Source organism: Dyadobacter sp. HNCC25DJ183, from assembly GCF_056895175.1.
This window is the reverse complement of record NZ_JBXHAP010000009.1, coordinates 48,426-67,061: the sequence shown is the minus strand read 5'-3', so window position 1 is coordinate 67,061 and position 18,636 is coordinate 48,426. Positions and strand designations below refer to the sequence as shown.

Below are 18,636 nucleotides of genomic sequence, written 5' to 3'. Positions count from 1 at the left end.
GAGAGTAATGCAAAAATCCGCTCTGTATAGAGCGGATTTTTTATGTCCTGACAGTCCGCAACCAACTCCGGATTACCGGGATTGTATTTCATCTTCCTTCCACCATGGCCGCCAGGTTTGATCTCCGTCGAGGTTCACTTTTTGACCGATAAGGGGAGTTACCAGCGGCATATTTTGTTTACCTGCTTCGGCCACTGCTCTTTGAATGGGCTCATTCCAGTCATGCAATGCAAGTGAAAACTTAGCCCAGTGTACAGGCATTAACTTCTTTGCATTCAATTCTTTGGCAGCAAGTACAGTTTCTTCCGGCATCATGTGAATGTATTTCCATGCTTCATTGTATTGGCCGCATTCAAGTAAAGCCAGGTCGAAGCCGCCAAATTTCTCACCAATCTTCTTGAAATGATGGTCATAGCCTGAATCTCCTCCGATGAAGATCTTATGTTTTGGAGTTTGTAAAACCATTGAAACCCACAATGCCGTGTTCCTGCTGAATTCCCGGCCTGAAAAATGGCGCGCCGGCGTGATGTGTATATTGAAGCCGTCGCCCAGCACAGCTGTCTCGTTCCAGTCTTTCTCGATGATCTTAGCAGGCTCATAGCCCCAGTATTCAAAATGCTCTCCTGTTCCTAATCCGGTAATTACCTGTTTTACTTTCGATTTCAGCTTCAAAATCGTCTCATAATCCAGGTGATCATAATGGTCGTGAGAGATGAGCAGGTAGTCAATTTCGGGCAGGTCAGCGACCGAATAAATGTCCGTGCCTTTGAAAGAGGGAGTTGTGAAGGTAACAGGCGAAGCATGCCCGCTCAGCACAGGATCGACCAGGAATTTCTTGCCGTCGATCTGCATAAAGTAGGAAGAATGCCCGAACCAGACCAGGATATTCTCTGCCGGATCGAGGTGCAGTAAATCCGTTTTCTGGGAGGGAATCGGCGCTGGCGGTACGTTGAGCTTACTTTTTCCAAAGAAAAAATTGACCATTACCTTCAAGTAGCTCGCACCTTCGGCAAGCGCGGGCGTATTGCTTTCATTCTGGAACTGTCCGTCGCGATAATGAGGTGATTGTTTGATCCTTTCCAGTCGCGCACCGGTAGGCTTTCTTCCAAACTGAGGTTGTTTCATAAACATAAATACACCCAATACCAGCAGCACAATAAATATCATCACAATTCTTTTAAGTCGTTTCATTCAGGTTTTACCAGGAAGGTAGAAAGATTTGAGTGCGTCAACCACTTTCTTACGTATTTTTGGTTAGCACATTCGTACTCCATAATTATCCCTTATGAAAATAAGTTTCCTCAGCAGCTTTTTGCTTTTATGTTCGTTAGCTGCATTGGCTCAAAATGCGGTTCTTCCTGATACAGGTTGGGTTAGGAATAACTACATCAAGACGGAACAGTACATTACCATGCGGGACGGTATTAAGCTTTTTACCGCGATATATACGCCTAAGGATTCTTCTCAGACTTTCCCGATCTTAATGCAGCGCACTCCCTATTCGGTGCGGCCGTATGGTGTCAACAGTTACAGAAAGAGCCTGGGGCCGAATGCGTATCTGATGCGCGACAAATACATTTTTGTTTATCAGGATGCGCGCGGCAGATATAAAAGCGAGGGGACATTTCGTGAAATGACCCCGGCAATCGACAATAAGAAGAGCAACAAAGATGTAGACGAGTCTAGCGACACTTATGATACCATTGAGTGGCTTTTAAAGCATACCAAAAACAACGGGAAAGTAGGGCAGAGCGGAATTTCTTTTCCGGGTTACTACTCGTCGGCTGCGTTGCCCGACGCCCATCCTGCGTTGGTGGCAGTATCGCCGCAGGCACCTATGTCCGATGAATTTATCGGCGACGACTGCTACCACAATGGCGCTTTCTTTCTGATGGATAACTTTGGTTTTTACAGCGGCTTCGACGGGAAGAAAAGCGCTGACGGGCAGAATTACGACAGCCATTTTCAGGTAAGTTTCAACGATGCTTATCAGTACTTTCTGGATTTTGGTCCATTGAAAAAAACGAATGCAGCACCTTACTTCGCAGATCCCAACAGCATCTGGCGACAAACAACCGCACACCCGGTTTACGATGAGTTCTGGCAGTCCAGAAATATCAAAAACCATTTGAAAAACATCAAACCGGCAGTTTTGGTAGTAGGTGGCTGGTTTGATGCAGAAGATTTATATGGTGCATTAAAAACGTATGCGGCCATTGAAAAACAAAGTCCGGGCAATAACAACAGGCTCGTAATGGGGCCCTGGACACACGGTGGCTGGGCTGCGCCGCAATGGAAATCCTTTGCGCAGTATCAGTTCGGAGGTGATGTAAATAAATATTTTCAGGAGGATATCGAAACCAGTTTCTTCAATTTCTATCTGAAAGGAAAAGGGAATTTCGATCTGCCGGAAGTGACGGTTTTTGAAACCGGGACTAATCAATGGAAGAACTACGATGTTTGGCCACCCAAAAACAGCCGGCCGACGCCTTACTTTTTTGATGAGAAGGGAAAATTGTCAGTTTCAAAGCCAGCCGCTGCAAAGAGTGCAAGTGAATACGAAAGTGACCCGGCCAAGCCAGTACCGTACACGAATGTAATCGGTCGCGGCAGGAACAATGAATACATGGCCGAAGATCAGCGGTTTGCCGGACGCAGACCGGATGTACTTAGCTTTCAGTCGGACTCGCTGACGGAAGATCTGACATTGACCGGAGAGATCGTAGCCAATCTGATGGTTTCAATGACGGGCTCTGATGCAGATTTTATCGTCAAGGTCATTGATGTTTGGCCTGCAAATACCACGGTTCCGGCGACGAAAGAAGGCGAAAGGCCCGTTCAAATGGGCGGGTACCAGCAGATGGTCCGGGCGGAAGTGCTAAGAGGAAAGTTTCGTAACAGCTTTTCAAAACCAGAGCCTTTTACGAAGGATAAGATTGAGAAAGTAACCGTGAAGCTGAATGAAGTAGCACATACTTTCAAAAAGGGCCACCGCGTGATGGTACAGGTTCAAAGCAGCTGGTTTCCATTGGTTGACCGCAACCCGCAGAAATTCATGAACATCTTTGAAGCCGCAGAAGCGGATTTTCAAAAATCGAGAATTAGAATTCACCACGATTCAAAAAACAGCAGCCACGTTATCCTGCCTGTGTTGAAATAACGACCTTCGGCCACATAACATGAGAAAATTACCCGGAAGTATTGCCGCTGCCTGGCTGCTCCAATTGCTGCTAACATGCACTGCATTGGCTCAAAGTTCTGCTTTCAAGGTGCTTGCGATGGCGGAACCGGGCGGGCATCATATCGAGTATTCCAAAAGAGCAAGAATCTGGCTCGACTCACTGGCTTCAAAAAACAACTTTTCGGTCGTTTATATTGATAAAACTGATCCGATTAATGAAGTCTACCTCAGTCAGTTCCAGCTGATAATACAGCTGGATTACGTTCCTTATGCCTGGAAGCCGGAAGCTGCTGCTGCATTTGAGAAGTACATTCAGGAAGGAAAAGGCGGGTGGATCGGATTCCATCATGCCACCTTGCTCGGGGAGTTCGATGGGTACAAGATGTGGCCCTGGTTCTCCGGGTTTATGGGCGGTATCCGGTACAAGAATTATATAGCCACGTTCGCGGCAGCAACAGTGCAGGTTGAGCAACGTCATCACCCGATAATGAAGGGAGTACCTGTCTCTTTTTTGGTTGAGAAAGAAGAATGGTATACCTATGATAAAAGTCCCCGGCCCAATGTGGAGGTACTGGCGAGCGTCGACGAGTCAAGCTATTCTCCCGATTCGCGCATTAAAATGGGAGATCACCCGGTGATCTGGTCGAATCCGAAAGTAAAGGCCCGGAATGTATACATTTTCATGGGACATTCTCCGGTCTTGTTTGAAAGCGAGGCGTACAAGCGACTTTTCATCAATGCGATTTTCTGGGCAGCCGGGCGGTGACCTAGTTTATGCCTTTTCTTTTCTTATAGTCAAGGTACCGCTGGTTATATTCCTTCAATTCAGCCTCTTTGAAGCTTTTTTCATAGCGTTCAGGCAAGTTAAGCCGCTCTTTCATCTGTAATGTGTTCGAAAGCTCGGTCAGGATATTCGTACCGCGATCGTCCTTTTCCAGGTCAAATGCGTCATATAAATCTCCATTGACTGTGTAAGCTTTAAAGGAAAGCTTGTTTTTGTCTATCGTGATCGCCTGATAAAGCTGCGTATTGGAAGCTGCCCTGTCCATCCAGTCCTGCAAACCGATATCGTACATTTTCGGTCCGCTTACCGACACTACATAAATAGGGCCGTCGGGCTTTTTCCGGCTTTGTCCCACAGGCATATTGATACCGCGCCCATAAGTGTGATCGTGGCCCTGCAGCACAATGTCGACTTTATGTTTCCGGTACAAAGGCTCCATTTTATCGCGCCATTCGTCATTGTCGCGGCCTTGCTTGGTGGAGTAAATGGGGTGATGGTGAACAACTACCGTCCATCGTTGCGGATTATTGCTTACTACTTTTTCAAACCATTCTGCCTGCTCGTCGCGCGACTTCTTGCCCGAAGTAGCTTCTTCGGAATTCAGGAAAATAAAGCGGCTTCCCTGGTAATCGATGTAATAGGCCGTTTCTTTTAAATCTTCGGGTCCATTCTCGGGCAATGCAAACTGTGGCCGCCAGTGTTTGGAAACCCTTTCTTTCAGTCCGTCCCTGTAATATTCATGGTTACCCGGAACAGCCAGATTGGGCACCATTCCATTGATCCAGCCGCCCGCTTCAAACCACTCACCCCATTCATAATCGTTATTGGACCTGTTGATCAGATCCCCTGCGTGGATCATGAAGTTGGCTTTCGGCAGCGTAGTAAAAGCGCCGCGTACCGCTCGCGACCACAAACTTCTGACATCATTTTGCGCATCTCCGAAGTACAGGAATGAAATAGGTTGCTGCTGGTCGGAAGCAGTAGTGAAGTGAAACCACTCACTCCAGTTCTTCCCGTCCCCCACACGGTAAACGTACTGGGTAGCAGGTTTCAGGTTGGTAAAATTGACTTCGTGGTACAATGCAGCGTGCTCCTCAAAGACCACCGGCTGCGTTAATGCCTTAACAATCGTAGCCTTATCTTGAAAATCCGGCGAAGGGTCGGCTTCATGAATGGCCGCAACAGCTTCTTTGATTGTCGTATCTGTACGCCAGTTGACCGCCTGGGAAACCGCAGGACTTCCTTTATAACCCAGAATGATCCGGTCCGGAAATGCAGTCGGATGATAAACTTTATTCTGAGCAAATGTACTGGAAGTAGAAATTAGCAGCAGCAGGAACGTAGCTGGAATTTGGGTCAAAAAGCGAAAATGCATCATAGTCGGTTGTTTCACTACAATGATACCATTTTGCGAGAGGATAGGACTACTGAGGCGGGCTGATTTTATGGTTTGGTAATGTTGCTAGTAATCCTGCGGTAGGTGTTGCAAACGCATATTAGTCGGCAGATTTCAGTGCAGCAGGTAACATCAAAAGGAATGGCATTGCAGCTTCAAAATTCAGCTGCTCATAGAAGATACCCAGCTTATTCAGGTTCTTGTAGTACTCTCCCACTTGCTGGTAATAGTATTTTTCGGATTGCACATACCATGCATTAGAACCTAGCTTTGCCGCTAAAAACCACTTTTCCAGTAACCTTCCCGCTCTTCCGTTTGCATCATTAAACGGGTGAATACAAACGAATTGCAGGTGAATCCAGGAGGCATAATAAAATACCTCTTCCAGCGAGAGTTCCCTTGCAAGCAAACTGGTTATATCATCCCAAAGCTGCTGCATTTCGGTTTGTACTATGTGAAACGGCGCGGCTTCAAACTGAATCTTTCCCGATTGATGTTCAAGTACAAGCATTTCATTCCGGCGATAAACTCCCCGCCACTTTTCCGGGAGTAAATGCTGTGAAATAATCGTATGTGCATTCAGGAAATTTTCAGAGGTAAGATGGTTTTCCTTCGCAAACAAATAGGCTTTAAAAAGATCATTCGGTTTTTCGGTCAGCTCCGGAAGGTATTCTATATTCTGTAACTTATGTTTCAGGTAACTGTCAACTTCCATTGTCTCACCTTCTATCTTAGACGAGGAAATAACTGCTACCGACGTGTAGAATGTAAAGCTATTGGGAGAAAGGCTGGCATTCTGAATTTCGTCAAACGCAAGTGACAAGTCGAAATCAATCAGTTGGAGGTATTTTTCTAAAAACTGTTCTGGTAGGACTTTCATACCCGGTGTTGCCGACGAATGTAAATGTTTTAAAAAGGAACAATAATAGGTAATTCCTGTTCTTTTCAATGGTAACCTTAACTTTGTATTAAAAAGAAACTGCCGCTTTGCAACAGAAAACACTCTTCATCACACCACCTTTTACTCAGCTCAATACACCTTATCCGGCTACGGCTTATTTGAAGGGGTTTTTGAATACGCTGGGGCGGGAATCTTATCAGGCTGATCTTGGCATTGATGTGATTTTGGAGCTGTTTTCTGCGAAGGGACTTCGGCGGCTTTTTCAGCAACTTGACGATTCCGACGCGGAGCTGACTGACAATAGCTTTCGCATTTACTCGCTCCGCGATGAATATATCAGCACGATAGATCCCGTTATCCGCTTCCTGAAAAATAATAATCCGACGCTTGCCCACAGCATTTGCGACAGAAGTTACCTGCCCGAAGCCAGTCGCTTTCAGCAGTTGGAAGATATGGACTGGGCTTTTGGTACAATGGGCATTCACGATAAAGCCCGGCATCTCGCAACGTTATATCTTGAAGATCTTGGTGACCTGATCCAGGAAGCAATTGACCCGCATTTTGGTTTCAGCAGATATGCCGAGCATTTAGGCAGATCAGCGACAAGCTTCGATGAAATGGAAGAAGCACTGGAACAACCTGATACCTTGCTCTCGCAGATCTTAAAAGACGTTTTGGCGCGTAAAATGCAGCAGTACCAGCCTGACCTGGTGTGCATTTCAGTGCCTTTTCCAGGTAACCTGTATGGCGGCTTTAAATGCGGGCAGTATTTGAAAGAGCATTATCCTGCTGTTAAAATCGCAATGGGCGGCGGTTTTCCTAATACGGAATTACGCACATTGAGAGAGCCACGCGTTTTCAATTACATTGATTTTGTGTGTCTCGATGACGGAGAGGCGCCACTTCTTTCACTGCTCGACTATATTGATGGAAACAGGGCAATCGGAGAAATGAAGCGCGTTTACTCGCGTGTGAATGGAGCGGTAGTGTACCACAATGGCGCGAAGGAGCGTGATGTGGCGCAGCGGGATACGGGAACTCCGGATTACAGCGACCTGCCGCTTCATGATTATCTGTCGGTAATCGAGATAGTAAATCCAATGCACCGCCTTTGGAGCGACGGTCGCTGGAACAAGCTTACGCTGGCCCATGGATGTTACTGGGGCAAATGCTCGTTTTGCGACATTTCCCTGGATTATATCCGTCGATACGAACCTATGACGGCTGCTCTATTGTGTGATAGGATTGAAGAAATCATTGCGCAAACCAATCAAAATGGATTCCACTTCGTCGACGAGGCCGCTCCACCTGCATTGCTGCGCGACCTGGCGCTGGAAATAATCAGGAGAAAGCTGACGGTGGTTTGGTGGACCAACATCCGGTTTGAAAAGAATTTTACACACGATCTTTGTCTGCTGTTGAAAGCTTCCGGCTGCATTGCAATTTCCGGCGGGCTGGAAGTGGCTTCTGACCGTCTGCTGGAAAAAATGAAAAAGGGTGTGACAGTAGCTCAGGTTGCGCGCGTAGCTGATGCATTTACGCAGGCCGGGATCATGGTACATGCTTATTTAATGTACGGTTTCCCGACACAAACCGCACAAGAGACAATTGATTCCCTGGAAATGGTCAGGCAGCTGTTTCAGGCTGGCATTGTGCAGTCCGGGTTTTGGCACCGCTTTGCGATGACGGCGCACAGTCCCGTCGGACTGCATCCCGAAGAATTTGATGTCATGCGAATCGGGCCTGAAAACGGGCATTTTGCCAATAATGACCTCGAACACCACGATCCGCTTGGGGCTGATCACGAACGTTTTTCAGAAGGATTAAGGAAGTCGCTTTTTAATTACCTGCACGGGGTTTGTCTGGATTTTCCACATTCACGCTGGTTTGATTTCAAGGTGCCTGTTACCTCGATACCACCTAACTATATTGCAAAGAGCATCAGCGCGCTTCCGGAGTCGGCAGCCCGGCCCAATGCGGTTATTGTTTGGTTGGGAAGCTTACCTGAAATGGCTGTTTTTGAAGAAAAGCGAGGCAATCGCGTTGTCGAACTTGCTGAGCTGGTATTTTATAATAAGAAGAAGGAATGGGCAGTTGAAGCCGATGTTCCTGTTGCTGACTGGCTGGTTGAGATTTTTCCTAAGTTGCTGATCAGTAATTCCGAACCAATGCTTTTCGAGCAATTCGCCCGACAATATGAAGCAGCAGGTTTAGGGGATTTTGATCAATTCAGAAAAACCAAAACCTGGCTGGACTTGAAGAATGGCGGTATGTTGGTTTTATAGTAAGTGCTTTCAGTACTTTAAAACCTGAAAATCCGAGAGGTCATCATTGAATGTGGTAAAAACAGCGGGGTAGCCTATCTCAATTTTGCCTATCTGATCAGCTAAACCCAGTGCCTGTGCGGGCCGGATCGTAGCCATTTCAATCGCTTCCTGCAAAGGTATTCCCACGATCTGAACTGCATTCCTTACTGCATCTGCCAGGGAAATGGTAGCACCTGCCAGATTTCCATCCGAATTGGTGTACCGCCCATTTTTCAGGTAAGCATCAAATTCGCCCCATTTAAACTCGGTCACTTTCTCGCCGAGAAACAATGCATCTGAGATCAGGAATAATTTATCTTTCTTGATTTTATAAGCAACACTAGCCGCGCCGAAATCGCAATGCACACCATCAATAATCAAGGGAGCATACACGGATTCTGTATCAAATGTAGCACCCACAAGTCCGGGCGAGCGGTGGCCAAATGCGGACATTGCATTGTACAAATGCGTTACCAGCTGAATTCCCTGTCCAAAAGCCTTCACCGCTTCATCATAAGTTGCGTTCGAATGGCCGGCGGAAACAATTATCCCCGAGTCAAGGAGCATCCGGATCTGGTCTTCCGTAAACATTTCCGGCGCAATCGTGATCAACCGGATTATACCTTTTCCAACAGCAATAATCTCCTCCAATTCCGCATTCGTCGGTTTTCTGACGAACTCCGTGAGGTGGGCGCCGCGCTTTATCGGGTTCAGAAAAGGGCCTTCCAGGTGCATTCCGAGTACTCCAGAACCTGGATTCTTTTCCATATAGCTCCGCGTTGCTTCAATTCCTTTCAGAATGTTCGTGTGCGGAGAAGTTATCAATGTCGGAAGAACGTAAGCTGTTCCCGTATTTACACTGGCAGTATAGATATCGTCAATGGTTTCCTCGTCGGCACGTTCCGTGAAGTAAAACCGCTCGCCTCCATTGATGTGACTATCGAAAAGGCCGGCGGCCAAATTTGGTATGCGCGTTACACCAGGATCTGGCTGGGCGTATTCCATGCTTGCTATTTTGCCTTCTACAATCTGGATGAGCTGGTCTTTTACAACTTCTGAACCTGTGAATACCTGGCTGGCGAACAATTGAACGGACATAATGCGGGATTGTAATTTGATTTTGTCAAGAAACGAAAAATGAGAATCGCTTCAAAATACTACTTGATAATGATGTCAAAACGGGTAAGCAAGCCAGCTAGATCCGAGGACAAAAACTTTGCCTTTTTAACATTATTGGAAGTAGGGTCAATCGTAAAATTCTTGCTGGTAGTGAAGTCAAGACCAGCCAGATTGGTATTATCGAACACGGCGTCCCAGAAATCACAATCGTACAACTTGCATTTGGAAAGATCAGCCTGCGTGAAATCCGCGCCGTGGATCTTGCATTTACTGAAAGTCGTTTTATTCAGCTTCTTACGCTCAAAAATGGCATAGTCAAGAATGCATTCTTCAAACCTGGCAGCAAAGGCGAAGTCTTTGGTTTCTGAAAAGTTAACCCCGAGCAATTTGCAGTTGATAAACTGAATGTCAGAGACTTTGCAGTTTTTAAGAAGCGCATTGCTCAGGTTGCAATTCTTGAAAATACAATCTATAAAATCAATTCCCGACAAATCGGAAAACGTGCAGTTATTGAACGTAATTTGCTCATAAGCAGATTCCGAAGGTTTTCTGTCGGTGAAATCTGCATTGTTAATGGATTCCAAATGCTTTGTCTCAGGTGAAAGGTCAGATATATTTTTTGATGATCGATTTCAGCTGGGCAGCCTGTACCACACCCGATTGTCTCCACATCGGTTTACCATTTTTAAACACGATCAATGTAGGTACACCCTGGATTTTGTAAGCGCTGGCAGCAGCCTTATTCTTATCTACATCTACTTTGATAATCGTTGTTGAATCTCCTAAATCAGCCTTTAACTCGTCGAGAATTGGCTTCATCATTTTACAAGGTCCGCACCATTCAGCTGAAAAATCTACCAATACTGGTTTGTTTCCATTGATGAGTTCTGAGAAAGTCGCCATGATTTCTTTTGTTTTGAAGTGTTTGGTTTGACAGTTCAAGAACGGGCGTGCTGCTTCGTTCTCTGCTTATCTAACTCCATTTGTCCCGTAAAAATTTCCCAAAACGCATTTCAATCCATTCGTAGGTAAAATGCGAATAGGCAATGGTGAGGGAAATAGATGTGACCAGCGAAACGGCGATCATCAGGCTCGTAGGCTCGGATTTGAGGAACCTGAAAAGTACCACATTGACTAAAATCAGCACCAGCGCGTGATTGAGGTAAATGGAGTAGGATATCTTGCCCAAATATTGAAAAGGAGCGCTGGAAAGAAGCCGCGTAACTATTCCGTCGGAGCTGGCAAAGATGATAATGCCGGCTGAAAACAGCACTGGGAATGCCAATTTCCAAAGGTTAAGATCCAGGTGGTGAACTGCATACATAGCAGCCAGCAGGACGATCAGGAAAGGAATTTCAAGGATTGTAAGCTTGAATGTTTTTTTACTTAAAATCAAATGCGTGAAAATGCCGAAGCAAAAGCACAGCAAACCCCGTACAAATCCGTAATCGTAAGCAAGCAGGTATTCTCCTCTTGACACGATGAATAATGCAGAAAGTAGCGAGAGGAGCGCAAAAGCAAAGTATTTGAATTTTGGCAAAAACAGGATCACAAGCCCGAACACCACATAAGAGATCATTTCGGCCGATATTGACCAGGAAGGATAATTATTGCTAATCCACGCACCAAACACCGGCGTGGATCCCATGAAAGTAAGTGCGTCGAATGCAGTGTAAAAGTAGTAGGAGAGCCCCAGGCTGGCCACATTCTTCATCGGGCTTTGTTCTCCAACCAGATTCGCAATAACAAATACGATCTCCGTGAAGAACAAAAGCGGGTAAAGCCGGATGAATCGTTTTTTCAAAAACTGAAAGAAGTCGCTTCCGGTACGAATCCGGTCTACGTAGTTCAATGCAATCACGAAGCCGCTTAGAACGAAGAAGAAATCGACGAACAGACTTGCGTTGATTACAAAAAAGTTGTTGTAAAGGTCAGCGTCCTTGAACGCGTTGTGATGGTGGGCGATGACAAGTACCGAAAATATTCCCCTAAGTCCATCCAGTTGTTCAACTCTGCCTTTCATGAGAATAATTTTGACCTGCCGAAATGCCTGTAAGCTGGTGGTCGGGAAAATGTAAAATTAGGTGGTAGTGACAGTTGTAAGTTTGGTTGCAACCGGCCGCTGGTGGTAGCTGTCAAGATAACGTATGCCCAGGAACCGGATCATCACGGCGTAAGGGAACCAGAATGCGATATCGTAGGGCCTTCCGCCGGTAACAAGCAGTACCATCATAGACAGGAAAAAGAAAGCCAGAAATGTGCTCAGTGCGTTGGTTGCCCTCCGTATTTCGCGAATAGCAAAAAGGAACAGGAAAAAGTTGAAGCTAGCGAAAAACAAGAACCCGAAAATGCCCTGATCCACCCAGGCTTCCAGAATAGGTACGTCAAGATAGTCGCTCTTGTATCCTCGTCCGAGGAAAACGTCCCAGGAGAACAAAGTTTCGAGGAATTCTCCGAAACCGCTAACCCTACCCATAGCGGAATAATCCACATCTGCTTCTTCCGAGAGCCGCACGCCGGTAGATGTAAAAATCACATCCAGAATCCTGTCCTGAAATACATCCCAATAGCCAAGCAGCAGGTTCAGGATATCGCCGTACCGGTTCAGGAAATAGTTGATCCCGACCAGGATGATGGCGATAAAGATGAAGTTGCGGAATTTGAATGCATTTCCAACTGCGGTAACAATGTCGGACGCCTTAAACCGGAACAGGAAATAGGCCGATGCCGCGATACCAAGTCCAAGGTAACTCGACTTGGCGAGTGACAGGATTACAACTCCCAAACCGAACAGAATGGAGAAGAAGAGAAAAATTCGGGTAATCAGATCTTTGGTGTTGCCGAGCATCACAAACGCGCTGAGCAGGCAAATTATGCCATTTCTGGCAGTGATGTGCGGGTTACCTCCGGGCTGTGCGCCTTCGTTGGCGAAGTTTACCGCGGCGCGCATTCCGGGTGTCCAGTTTGGATCGGTGATAAGTGAGTAAACGAGCGTGATATTTGTGAAAAATGACATTAGAAAGACCACCAGAATTAGTGTGTCTTTGATATCATTGGGGATATGCAGCAGCAGAATAATGAAACCAAATGTAAAAACGAAGTTCCCGATATCGGCTACCGCTTTTCCTACATAATTCAGGAAAAAGAAGTAATAGAGCGCCATTAACAGAAACCCAAGGCCCAGGTTAAGCAGGATCACATTCGGCTTGTAGAGTCGCTTGAACAATGTCGGCGGGACCATCAGCACCAGTGCAAGCGAAAAGAAAATAGCTGTAAAAACACTGCTGGCAGGTCCGATACCCAATGTATCCCTAATAAAAAATATCAAAGGAAATCCGTTGAACATCATCGCGATGCCCAGGGAATACCTGAGATAGTTAAAATTATTAGCTACATTAAGTAAGCTCCAATTCATCTGGAAAATCTGTAACGAATGTATTTGAAATCCGACCGGAGAACGAAATAAGCAATTTTACGAACCCGGCACCAAAGATACTTGATTTTGTTGAGCGCAGCCGAACTGTTCCTAGAAATGTACAATTCCTGAACCCGCTTGTGTTCCTCAGCTCCCACGTGTGCGATGGTCGACGATTTGGCATCTTCATGCACGCGCAACGCGCCACCCAGCCCGTCGATCTTCCTTGTAGTGGTTTGAGAATGAGAAGTATACCTGGTTACAAACTCGTAGTCGAATGCAAAACGGTAGCTTTCGTCAAATAACCCGTACTGCTCGACAAGCCTGCGCTTGAAGAACAATGACTGGTTGTGTATTTGCATTCCTTCCAAAATCTGGGAATCAAAGCTGTATGAAGTTGTTTTCAAAATTTCAGTTACCTCATCGTCAGTTGAAATCATGAATAAATCGCCGTACAGAATATCAGCATTATAGCTGGTGGCCGCTTTTCCAAAACGCTCGAAAGTGCCCGGGAAATATACGTCGTCTGAATTTTGGAAGCTGATGTAATCGCCGGTAGCTCTTCTTAATGCTTTATTGATCGCGTCAACCTGGCCTTTATCTTTTTCTGAAACCCACCACGTCAGGTATTTTTCATACTTTTTGATCACCTCCACACTTGCATCCGTGGAGCCGCCGTCGACAATGATGTATTCAAGGTTTGGATAGTTTTGGTTAAGTACGCTCAGTATCGTACGTTCCAAAAATGCAGCCTGGTTATAAGAAGGCGTAATAATGGTCAGCTTAGGGAAATTCGCAGCTGCCGTAGCCAGCATAGCCCGATTTACCTTTAAGCCTGACAGGAATTTACGCAGTTCCAGCGTGTATTGTTCCAGAGAATGCATAGTTCCTGATTAAAACTGATCGATATAAGTGGTGATTGTCTTCAATTTGCCAGCCAGGTTATTCCTGACAATCCTGTATTTTTTGATGTCAGCGACTTTGCCCGGAATGGGAGCATTGCTCGTCGGTACCAGATGCTTGTAGCCTGCAAGACTCTTTTCATAGTAACCCAGCAGGTTCTTGAAAAGATTGTTTTTATTGATCAAACCATAATGATTCGACCAGATCGGGTCAAAAATGGTCAGCCCGGCAAAGTCAATGGAAATAAGCGGCTGGTTATCTACCAGATACTTGCCCGCACTTAGGGACAGGTCTTTGTTCAGAACTGCCTGTAATCCGAAATGCCAGCCTGAATGCCTGATGATTTTAGTCTTCGGGAGCAGCACCGGTATATAGTTGAGCCAGAGCTGGTCCATATTCATCCCGTTGCAAAGATCGTAAGCGGCTCTGTCCAGGGTGCGGTTTGCCCACCAGGTTAGCGTATCACGTACTTTTTCATTGTATCTCAAAGTCCAGCTTCCCGAATGGAACATCCCGATATTCAAAATCCTCTTGTCGTCAAGATAGGAAGACGGCGTTAATGGTTTGAGAATGTTGGGGGTCAGAAAAATGTCATTTTCATTGTCCAGGATCGTTTCAGTCGACTGGAGCAAAACCACAGTGGGAGCAAGGAAAGTAAGTGTCTGGCAGTTTGCATTTTCTTTCAGGATAAACTGTGCAACCCACGGGCGGCAGGCGGCCAAAAGCTCGAAATCAAAATACCTCGAAACCATTTTATCCCAATCCTGGATCGCAACTTCGGTGATATTGATTACCCTGATGTTAGCAGGTAACTCAGGCAAAGCGGCATTGTCAACCCAGCAAAGATAGAAAACAGAACCCGGCTGAAACTTCTGCACTGAATCCGCCAGGGTAAGCGCGTGCGGCAAAGTTGTTCTGTTACAAACTGTATATGTGATATTCATGAATTTTAATCGGCTTCCGGCATTGTTTGAAAATAAGGCAATTCCTGGATATTGGCCCGGGATATGCCTGTCAATGCAAATGGTAATGCATTTCCGTCTTTCTGGCTAAATGCATTTTGTACAAAATGGTTGCGGACAACATCGGTTGGCTTGCGCAAATGAGGCCAGAACCTGTTTGCCTCCAACTCCCAGAATACAGAATCCGCATTCGCCAGGGTTTCGTTGTGACGGTACTGATAAGCTTCTTTTCGCTTGCTTTTCAGCACTTTTGTCATCCGTTCTATGCGACAAAGGTAAAGTCCATTATCCGCATAACCTTTTCCGAATAGTATTTTCTCCTCTGCATTCAATCCTGACAGCCTTTTTACGACATTGTCCGGCACCGACTGCTGGCTGCCAAAGTATGGGCCCGCTTTGATGTAATCGTAGCCTTGCTTGCACCAGTAATAGAGCTCGTCCCTTACGATCCAGCTATTCAGCTCGTGGATCAGGAGGAAATCGCACCAGTTGAACCGGTCGTAAAAATCCTCTAATAAGAACAGCGAAGCCAGCTTATTGCGGGATTCAAAATATGTTTTCGGGAAATAAATAACGTCAATTTCCTCATTATGCTCTTTTACGATCGACAGATCGGCGCCTTCATACGTAATGAAAATAAGCGGGTACTTTTCCAGCTTTTCCAACGTGTTATGCAGGATCTTCTCTTCCGTTGGATTGATCGCAGGATTCAGGATAGGGACGACAACCGATACAAGCTCTTTCATCAGAATGTTTCCAGCTGATCAATAACATAATTGATCGGCATCTTTAAATATTTGCGCACACGCTGATAGCGACGAACCGGAGCAGGCTTTATATACGCACATTCAAACTTGCGGTAATAAGCATTCCCATTGGATATCAGGCTGTCGCGGTATAATGCAAACAATTCTGTAAGATCCGGCCGCGCACTTAGTTCGAAACGGTCCTGATATTTAGAAAGTATATCCGGCTTTGCAGGATCGTAACCGCTGTAATGGAAGAAAATCAAAGGATTATTTTCATTGACAAAAAAGGTATTGTCCCTCTTTGTAAACACTCTTTCATGCAAATTCCAGTAAGCCGCATTATAGCCGGGATTTCTTTCAATGTGGGTCTGTGGAACGAACAAGGGAAGGAAATTCATCCAGTTCTGATCTACAAAAAGCCCGTTGCAAAGATCGATCAGGCATTCATAACGCAGCTTTTCCTCCCACCAGGCGATGAACTCGGAGTTGATCGTGCTCCGCCGGAATGCAACAAACCCCAGGTTATATATCCCTGTATTGAGGTGGTGAAGCTCGTTTGGCGTAAGCCGGTCTTCAATGGGGGAGTTCAGGTGCGGGGTAAGTACCGCGTCGCTTTTTTCCAGGGAGGCAAGCAGTCCTGTAAGTGGCTGAAATACGATAATGTCCGGATCGAAGTAGATTACATTCTTCGCCTCTGGATAATGTTTAAAAAAATAGGTGAAGTAAAATGGCTTTACCGCGGTATTCAGCTCTGTAATATTGTATCTATCAGCCATTTCCTGAAAATCCCTGATCTCGATCTTGTCAATTTCGATCATCGGGAATGCGGGAGCATACGAATCGTCGAAGGATACACCCTGCAACAAATCAACCAGTCCGATGAAGAACCTGACGTCGGGATTGGTAGCACGAAGGGAATCCCCTAAGGTCCTGGCCTGCGCTAAATAGTTGATTGAACAAATGGTAAAGGCAATGGTCATTGATTGTGCTGTTCCGAAACCTGTAAAGGTAGATACTTTTGAATAATGGCTTCGATGCTGCCGACACTTTTCTCGGTATTGTGCCTTTCCAATACCTTCTGGCGGCCTTTTCTGCCCAATGTTTCCCTTAATGCTGGATCAAGTACCAGCTGGATAATCGCATCGGAAGCCGCTGAAATATCCATATAAGGTACCACGAAGCCAGCGTCACTCTCGATCAGCTCGGGTGCGCCACCTGCATCTTCGAAACATACAACAGGTATTTCCTGCAATGCAGCTTCCAGTACCACCAGGGGATATGGATCTTCTCTCGAACTGAGCAGCAGTACATCAAACCTGTTGATATAATCCAGCGCAAATGGAGTAGGGGGGACCAGGATAATCCTGTCGCTCAGCCCCATCAGGCGGATATCGCTTTCTATCAGCTCATAAATTTCGTGCTGGGGTCCGGCTCCGATCCACACAAAGTAAACCGGCAGCGGCGTTGTTTTATGAATTACCCGCTTTGCAATCCAGTTGAAAATATCATTTCCCTTCCGCCATTCCGCATTGCCGCAGCCACCGATCACAATCGCATCGCTGGGTATCTTGTAGGTTTTTTCAAGAATATCATGCTGCAACGTTCGGAGCTTCTGATCAATGTGCTCGTGGTCGATCAGCGTAAATGTACTTACGTGCGCGGCGGGGAAGTTGTATTTTTTGACGTAGTAATTTGCTACTGCATTGGATACCGCTATCAGGTGATCCGTTTTGCGAAGCAGGAAGTTCAGGTGCTTTTCGTGAGAGTACATTTTCACCGACATTGCCAGTTCATGTACAAACAGTACAAGCGGAACGTGGTGCAGGAAAGTCAGGAAGTCGTGGTAAACGCCTGAATTGGCAATGGAATTAACGAAAACAAGGCCGATATTCTGTGCTTCCAGCTCGGTAATCAGGCGTTCGTTGCCTTTTTGCGTGGAGCGTTCCTCGTAATATTTATACAGGTGTACCTTTTTGAGAAGCTTTCCGGTAAACGGATGCGGCGCAACTTTATAGTTCTGATAAAGCCGGGTAATTGTCACGACCTCTTCAAACTCTTTTTCAAGCTCTCCGCCACTGCAAAGCAGCAAATGCATCGGAACCCCGCGTTCCTTTAAAAGCCTCAATAACTGCAAAAGCAGCAGCTGGCTCCCGGCGCGGTTTGCGTCATGACTGACGAATAAAATTTTCTTTTGCTCCATTAACAAGAATCGCTTTCTCAGACTTCAGATATCCCAAACTATACCCGCACAGATATCAATGTATCAGTAAGCTTCGTGACTCAGTTTTCCAGGCACTTTCTTGGCTGGATTTCCCACGTAAATTCCCCATTCTTCGGTTTCCTTCGTTATTGCCGAAGCCATGCCGACCAATGTTCCCTGCGCGATGGTAGTATAATCGCGGATCGTGCTGTTTACACCGAAAAATGAATATGATTCTACCACACAATGTCCCGACAGGACAACGTGGGAGGTGAAAAATACGTGATCTTTAATTTGTCCGTGGTGACCAATATGATTGCCGCTCCACATCACCACATTATTGCCGATTGTGGTGAAAGGCTGGATCGTATTGTCTTCCAGAATGAAGCAATTTTCCCCAATTTCATTGCCGAAAATGGTTGCTTTGGAACTGATGTAGGAGATAAACTGGTAACCTTTCGCCTTCGCTTCGTTATAAATCGCTTCCCGGTTCCGGTTCATATTCCGGCCCGTCATCGGCGCGAAGAATGAATATTCAGCAGGTGAAAAGATAGTTTCCACATCTTCAAATGCGACAACAGGCAAACCCTTAAAAGTATCCTGCTCTATGTATTGCCGGTTGACCGTGAAAGCAACTATCTCATGCTCAGAATCGTGGGTCAAATAGTAATGTGCCAGCTCAGCTGTATCGAGTACTCCAAAAATAATGATCTTAGCCAT

The 18,636-nt window shown here is 46.0% G+C and carries 17 protein-coding genes; 3 read left to right on the top strand and 14 right to left on the bottom strand.

What is annotated here, in order from left to right:
• Positions 1-72: 72 nt before the first annotated feature.
• The gene (locus AC1XTG_RS21895) at positions 73-1,191 is read right to left on the bottom strand and encodes an MBL fold metallo-hydrolase (protein WP_484843447.1); all 1,119 of its coding nucleotides are present in this window, start codon (positions 1,189-1,191) and stop codon (positions 73-75) included.
• Positions 1,192-1,285: 94 nt separating this feature from the next.
• On the opposite strand from AC1XTG_RS21895, the gene AC1XTG_RS21890 reads away from it, so the two are divergent.
• Both AC1XTG_RS21890 and AC1XTG_RS21885 read left to right on the top strand, forming a co-directional pair.
• Complete coding sequence (locus AC1XTG_RS21890; protein ID WP_484843446.1) at positions 1,286-3,160, top strand: CocE/NonD family hydrolase; 1,875 nt, start codon at positions 1,286-1,288, stop codon at positions 3,158-3,160.
• A 19-nt stretch (positions 3,161-3,179) separates the two neighbouring features.
• A complete protein-coding gene (locus AC1XTG_RS21885) occupies positions 3,180-3,947 on the top strand; it encodes a ThuA domain-containing protein (protein ID WP_484843445.1) in 768 nt (255 codons plus the stop codon).
• 1 nt (position 3,948) lies between these two features.
• Here AC1XTG_RS21885 and AC1XTG_RS21880 read toward each other — a convergent pair whose 3' ends face one another.
• Complete coding sequence (locus AC1XTG_RS21880) at positions 3,949-5,343, bottom strand: purple acid phosphatase family protein (protein WP_484843444.1); 1,395 nt, start codon at positions 5,341-5,343, stop codon at positions 3,949-3,951.
• 118 nt (positions 5,344-5,461) lie between these two features.
• Positions 5,462-6,241 (bottom strand): Fic family protein, encoded by a 780-nt coding sequence (locus AC1XTG_RS21875; protein ID WP_484843443.1) that lies wholly within the window; start codon positions 6,239-6,241, stop codon positions 5,462-5,464.
• A gap of 107 nt (positions 6,242-6,348) precedes the next feature.
• On the opposite strand from AC1XTG_RS21875, the gene AC1XTG_RS21870 reads away from it, so the two are divergent.
• Positions 6,349-8,547, top strand: a complete 2,199-nt coding sequence (locus AC1XTG_RS21870) for a B12-binding domain-containing radical SAM protein (RefSeq protein WP_484843442.1) — start codon at positions 6,349-6,351, stop codon at positions 8,545-8,547.
• Positions 8,548-8,556: 9 nt separating this feature from the next.
• Here AC1XTG_RS21870 and nagA read toward each other — a convergent pair whose 3' ends face one another.
• From nagA to AC1XTG_RS21815, 11 genes are all read right to left on the bottom strand, one after another.
• On the bottom strand, positions 8,557-9,666 hold the full coding sequence (gene nagA / locus AC1XTG_RS21865; RefSeq protein ID WP_056285740.1) for an N-acetylglucosamine-6-phosphate deacetylase: 1,110 nt from the start codon (positions 9,664-9,666) through the stop codon (positions 8,557-8,559).
• Positions 9,667-9,725: 59 nt separating this feature from the next.
• A complete protein-coding gene (locus tag AC1XTG_RS21860; RefSeq protein ID WP_484843441.1) occupies positions 9,726-10,271 on the bottom strand; it encodes a pentapeptide repeat-containing protein in 546 nt (181 codons plus the stop codon).
• Between the two features lie 22 nt (positions 10,272-10,293).
• On the bottom strand, positions 10,294-10,590 hold the full coding sequence (gene trxA, locus AC1XTG_RS21855) for a thioredoxin (protein WP_056285735.1): 297 nt from the start codon (positions 10,588-10,590) through the stop codon (positions 10,294-10,296).
• 70 nt (positions 10,591-10,660) lie between these two features.
• Positions 10,661-11,710, bottom strand: a complete 1,050-nt coding sequence (locus tag AC1XTG_RS21850; protein WP_056285732.1) for an acyltransferase family protein — start codon at positions 11,708-11,710, stop codon at positions 10,661-10,663.
• Between the two features lie 57 nt (positions 11,711-11,767).
• Complete coding sequence (locus AC1XTG_RS21845; RefSeq protein ID WP_056285730.1) at positions 11,768-13,102, bottom strand: hypothetical protein; 1,335 nt, start codon at positions 13,100-13,102, stop codon at positions 11,768-11,770.
• Positions 13,099-13,986, bottom strand: coding sequence for a glycosyltransferase family 2 protein (locus tag AC1XTG_RS21840; RefSeq protein WP_484843440.1), 888 nt, complete (start codon positions 13,984-13,986; stop codon positions 13,099-13,101). Before AC1XTG_RS21840 ends, AC1XTG_RS21845 begins: the two co-directional genes overlap by 4 nt.
• 9 nt (positions 13,987-13,995) lie before the next feature.
• A complete protein-coding gene (locus tag AC1XTG_RS21835) occupies positions 13,996-14,949 on the bottom strand; it encodes a hypothetical protein (RefSeq protein ID WP_484843439.1) in 954 nt (317 codons plus the stop codon).
• 5 nt (positions 14,950-14,954) lie between these two features.
• Positions 14,955-15,713, bottom strand: a complete 759-nt coding sequence (locus AC1XTG_RS21830) for a DUF5672 family protein (RefSeq protein ID WP_484843438.1) — start codon at positions 15,711-15,713, stop codon at positions 14,955-14,957.
• Positions 15,713-16,696 carry a glycosyltransferase family protein gene (locus tag AC1XTG_RS21825; RefSeq protein ID WP_484843437.1) on the bottom strand — a complete coding sequence of 328 codons (984 nt, stop codon included), beginning with the start codon at positions 16,694-16,696 and terminating at the stop codon, positions 15,713-15,715. The genes AC1XTG_RS21830 and AC1XTG_RS21825 overlap by 1 nt, the downstream gene beginning before the upstream one ends.
• Complete coding sequence (locus tag AC1XTG_RS21820) at positions 16,693-17,916, bottom strand: glycosyltransferase family 4 protein (RefSeq protein ID WP_056285716.1); 1,224 nt, start codon at positions 17,914-17,916, stop codon at positions 16,693-16,695. The genes AC1XTG_RS21825 and AC1XTG_RS21820 overlap by 4 nt, the downstream gene beginning before the upstream one ends.
• A gap of 63 nt (positions 17,917-17,979) precedes the next feature.
• Entirely contained in the window at positions 17,980-18,636 is a 657-nt protein-coding gene (locus tag AC1XTG_RS21815; protein WP_056285713.1) for an acetyltransferase, read from the bottom strand.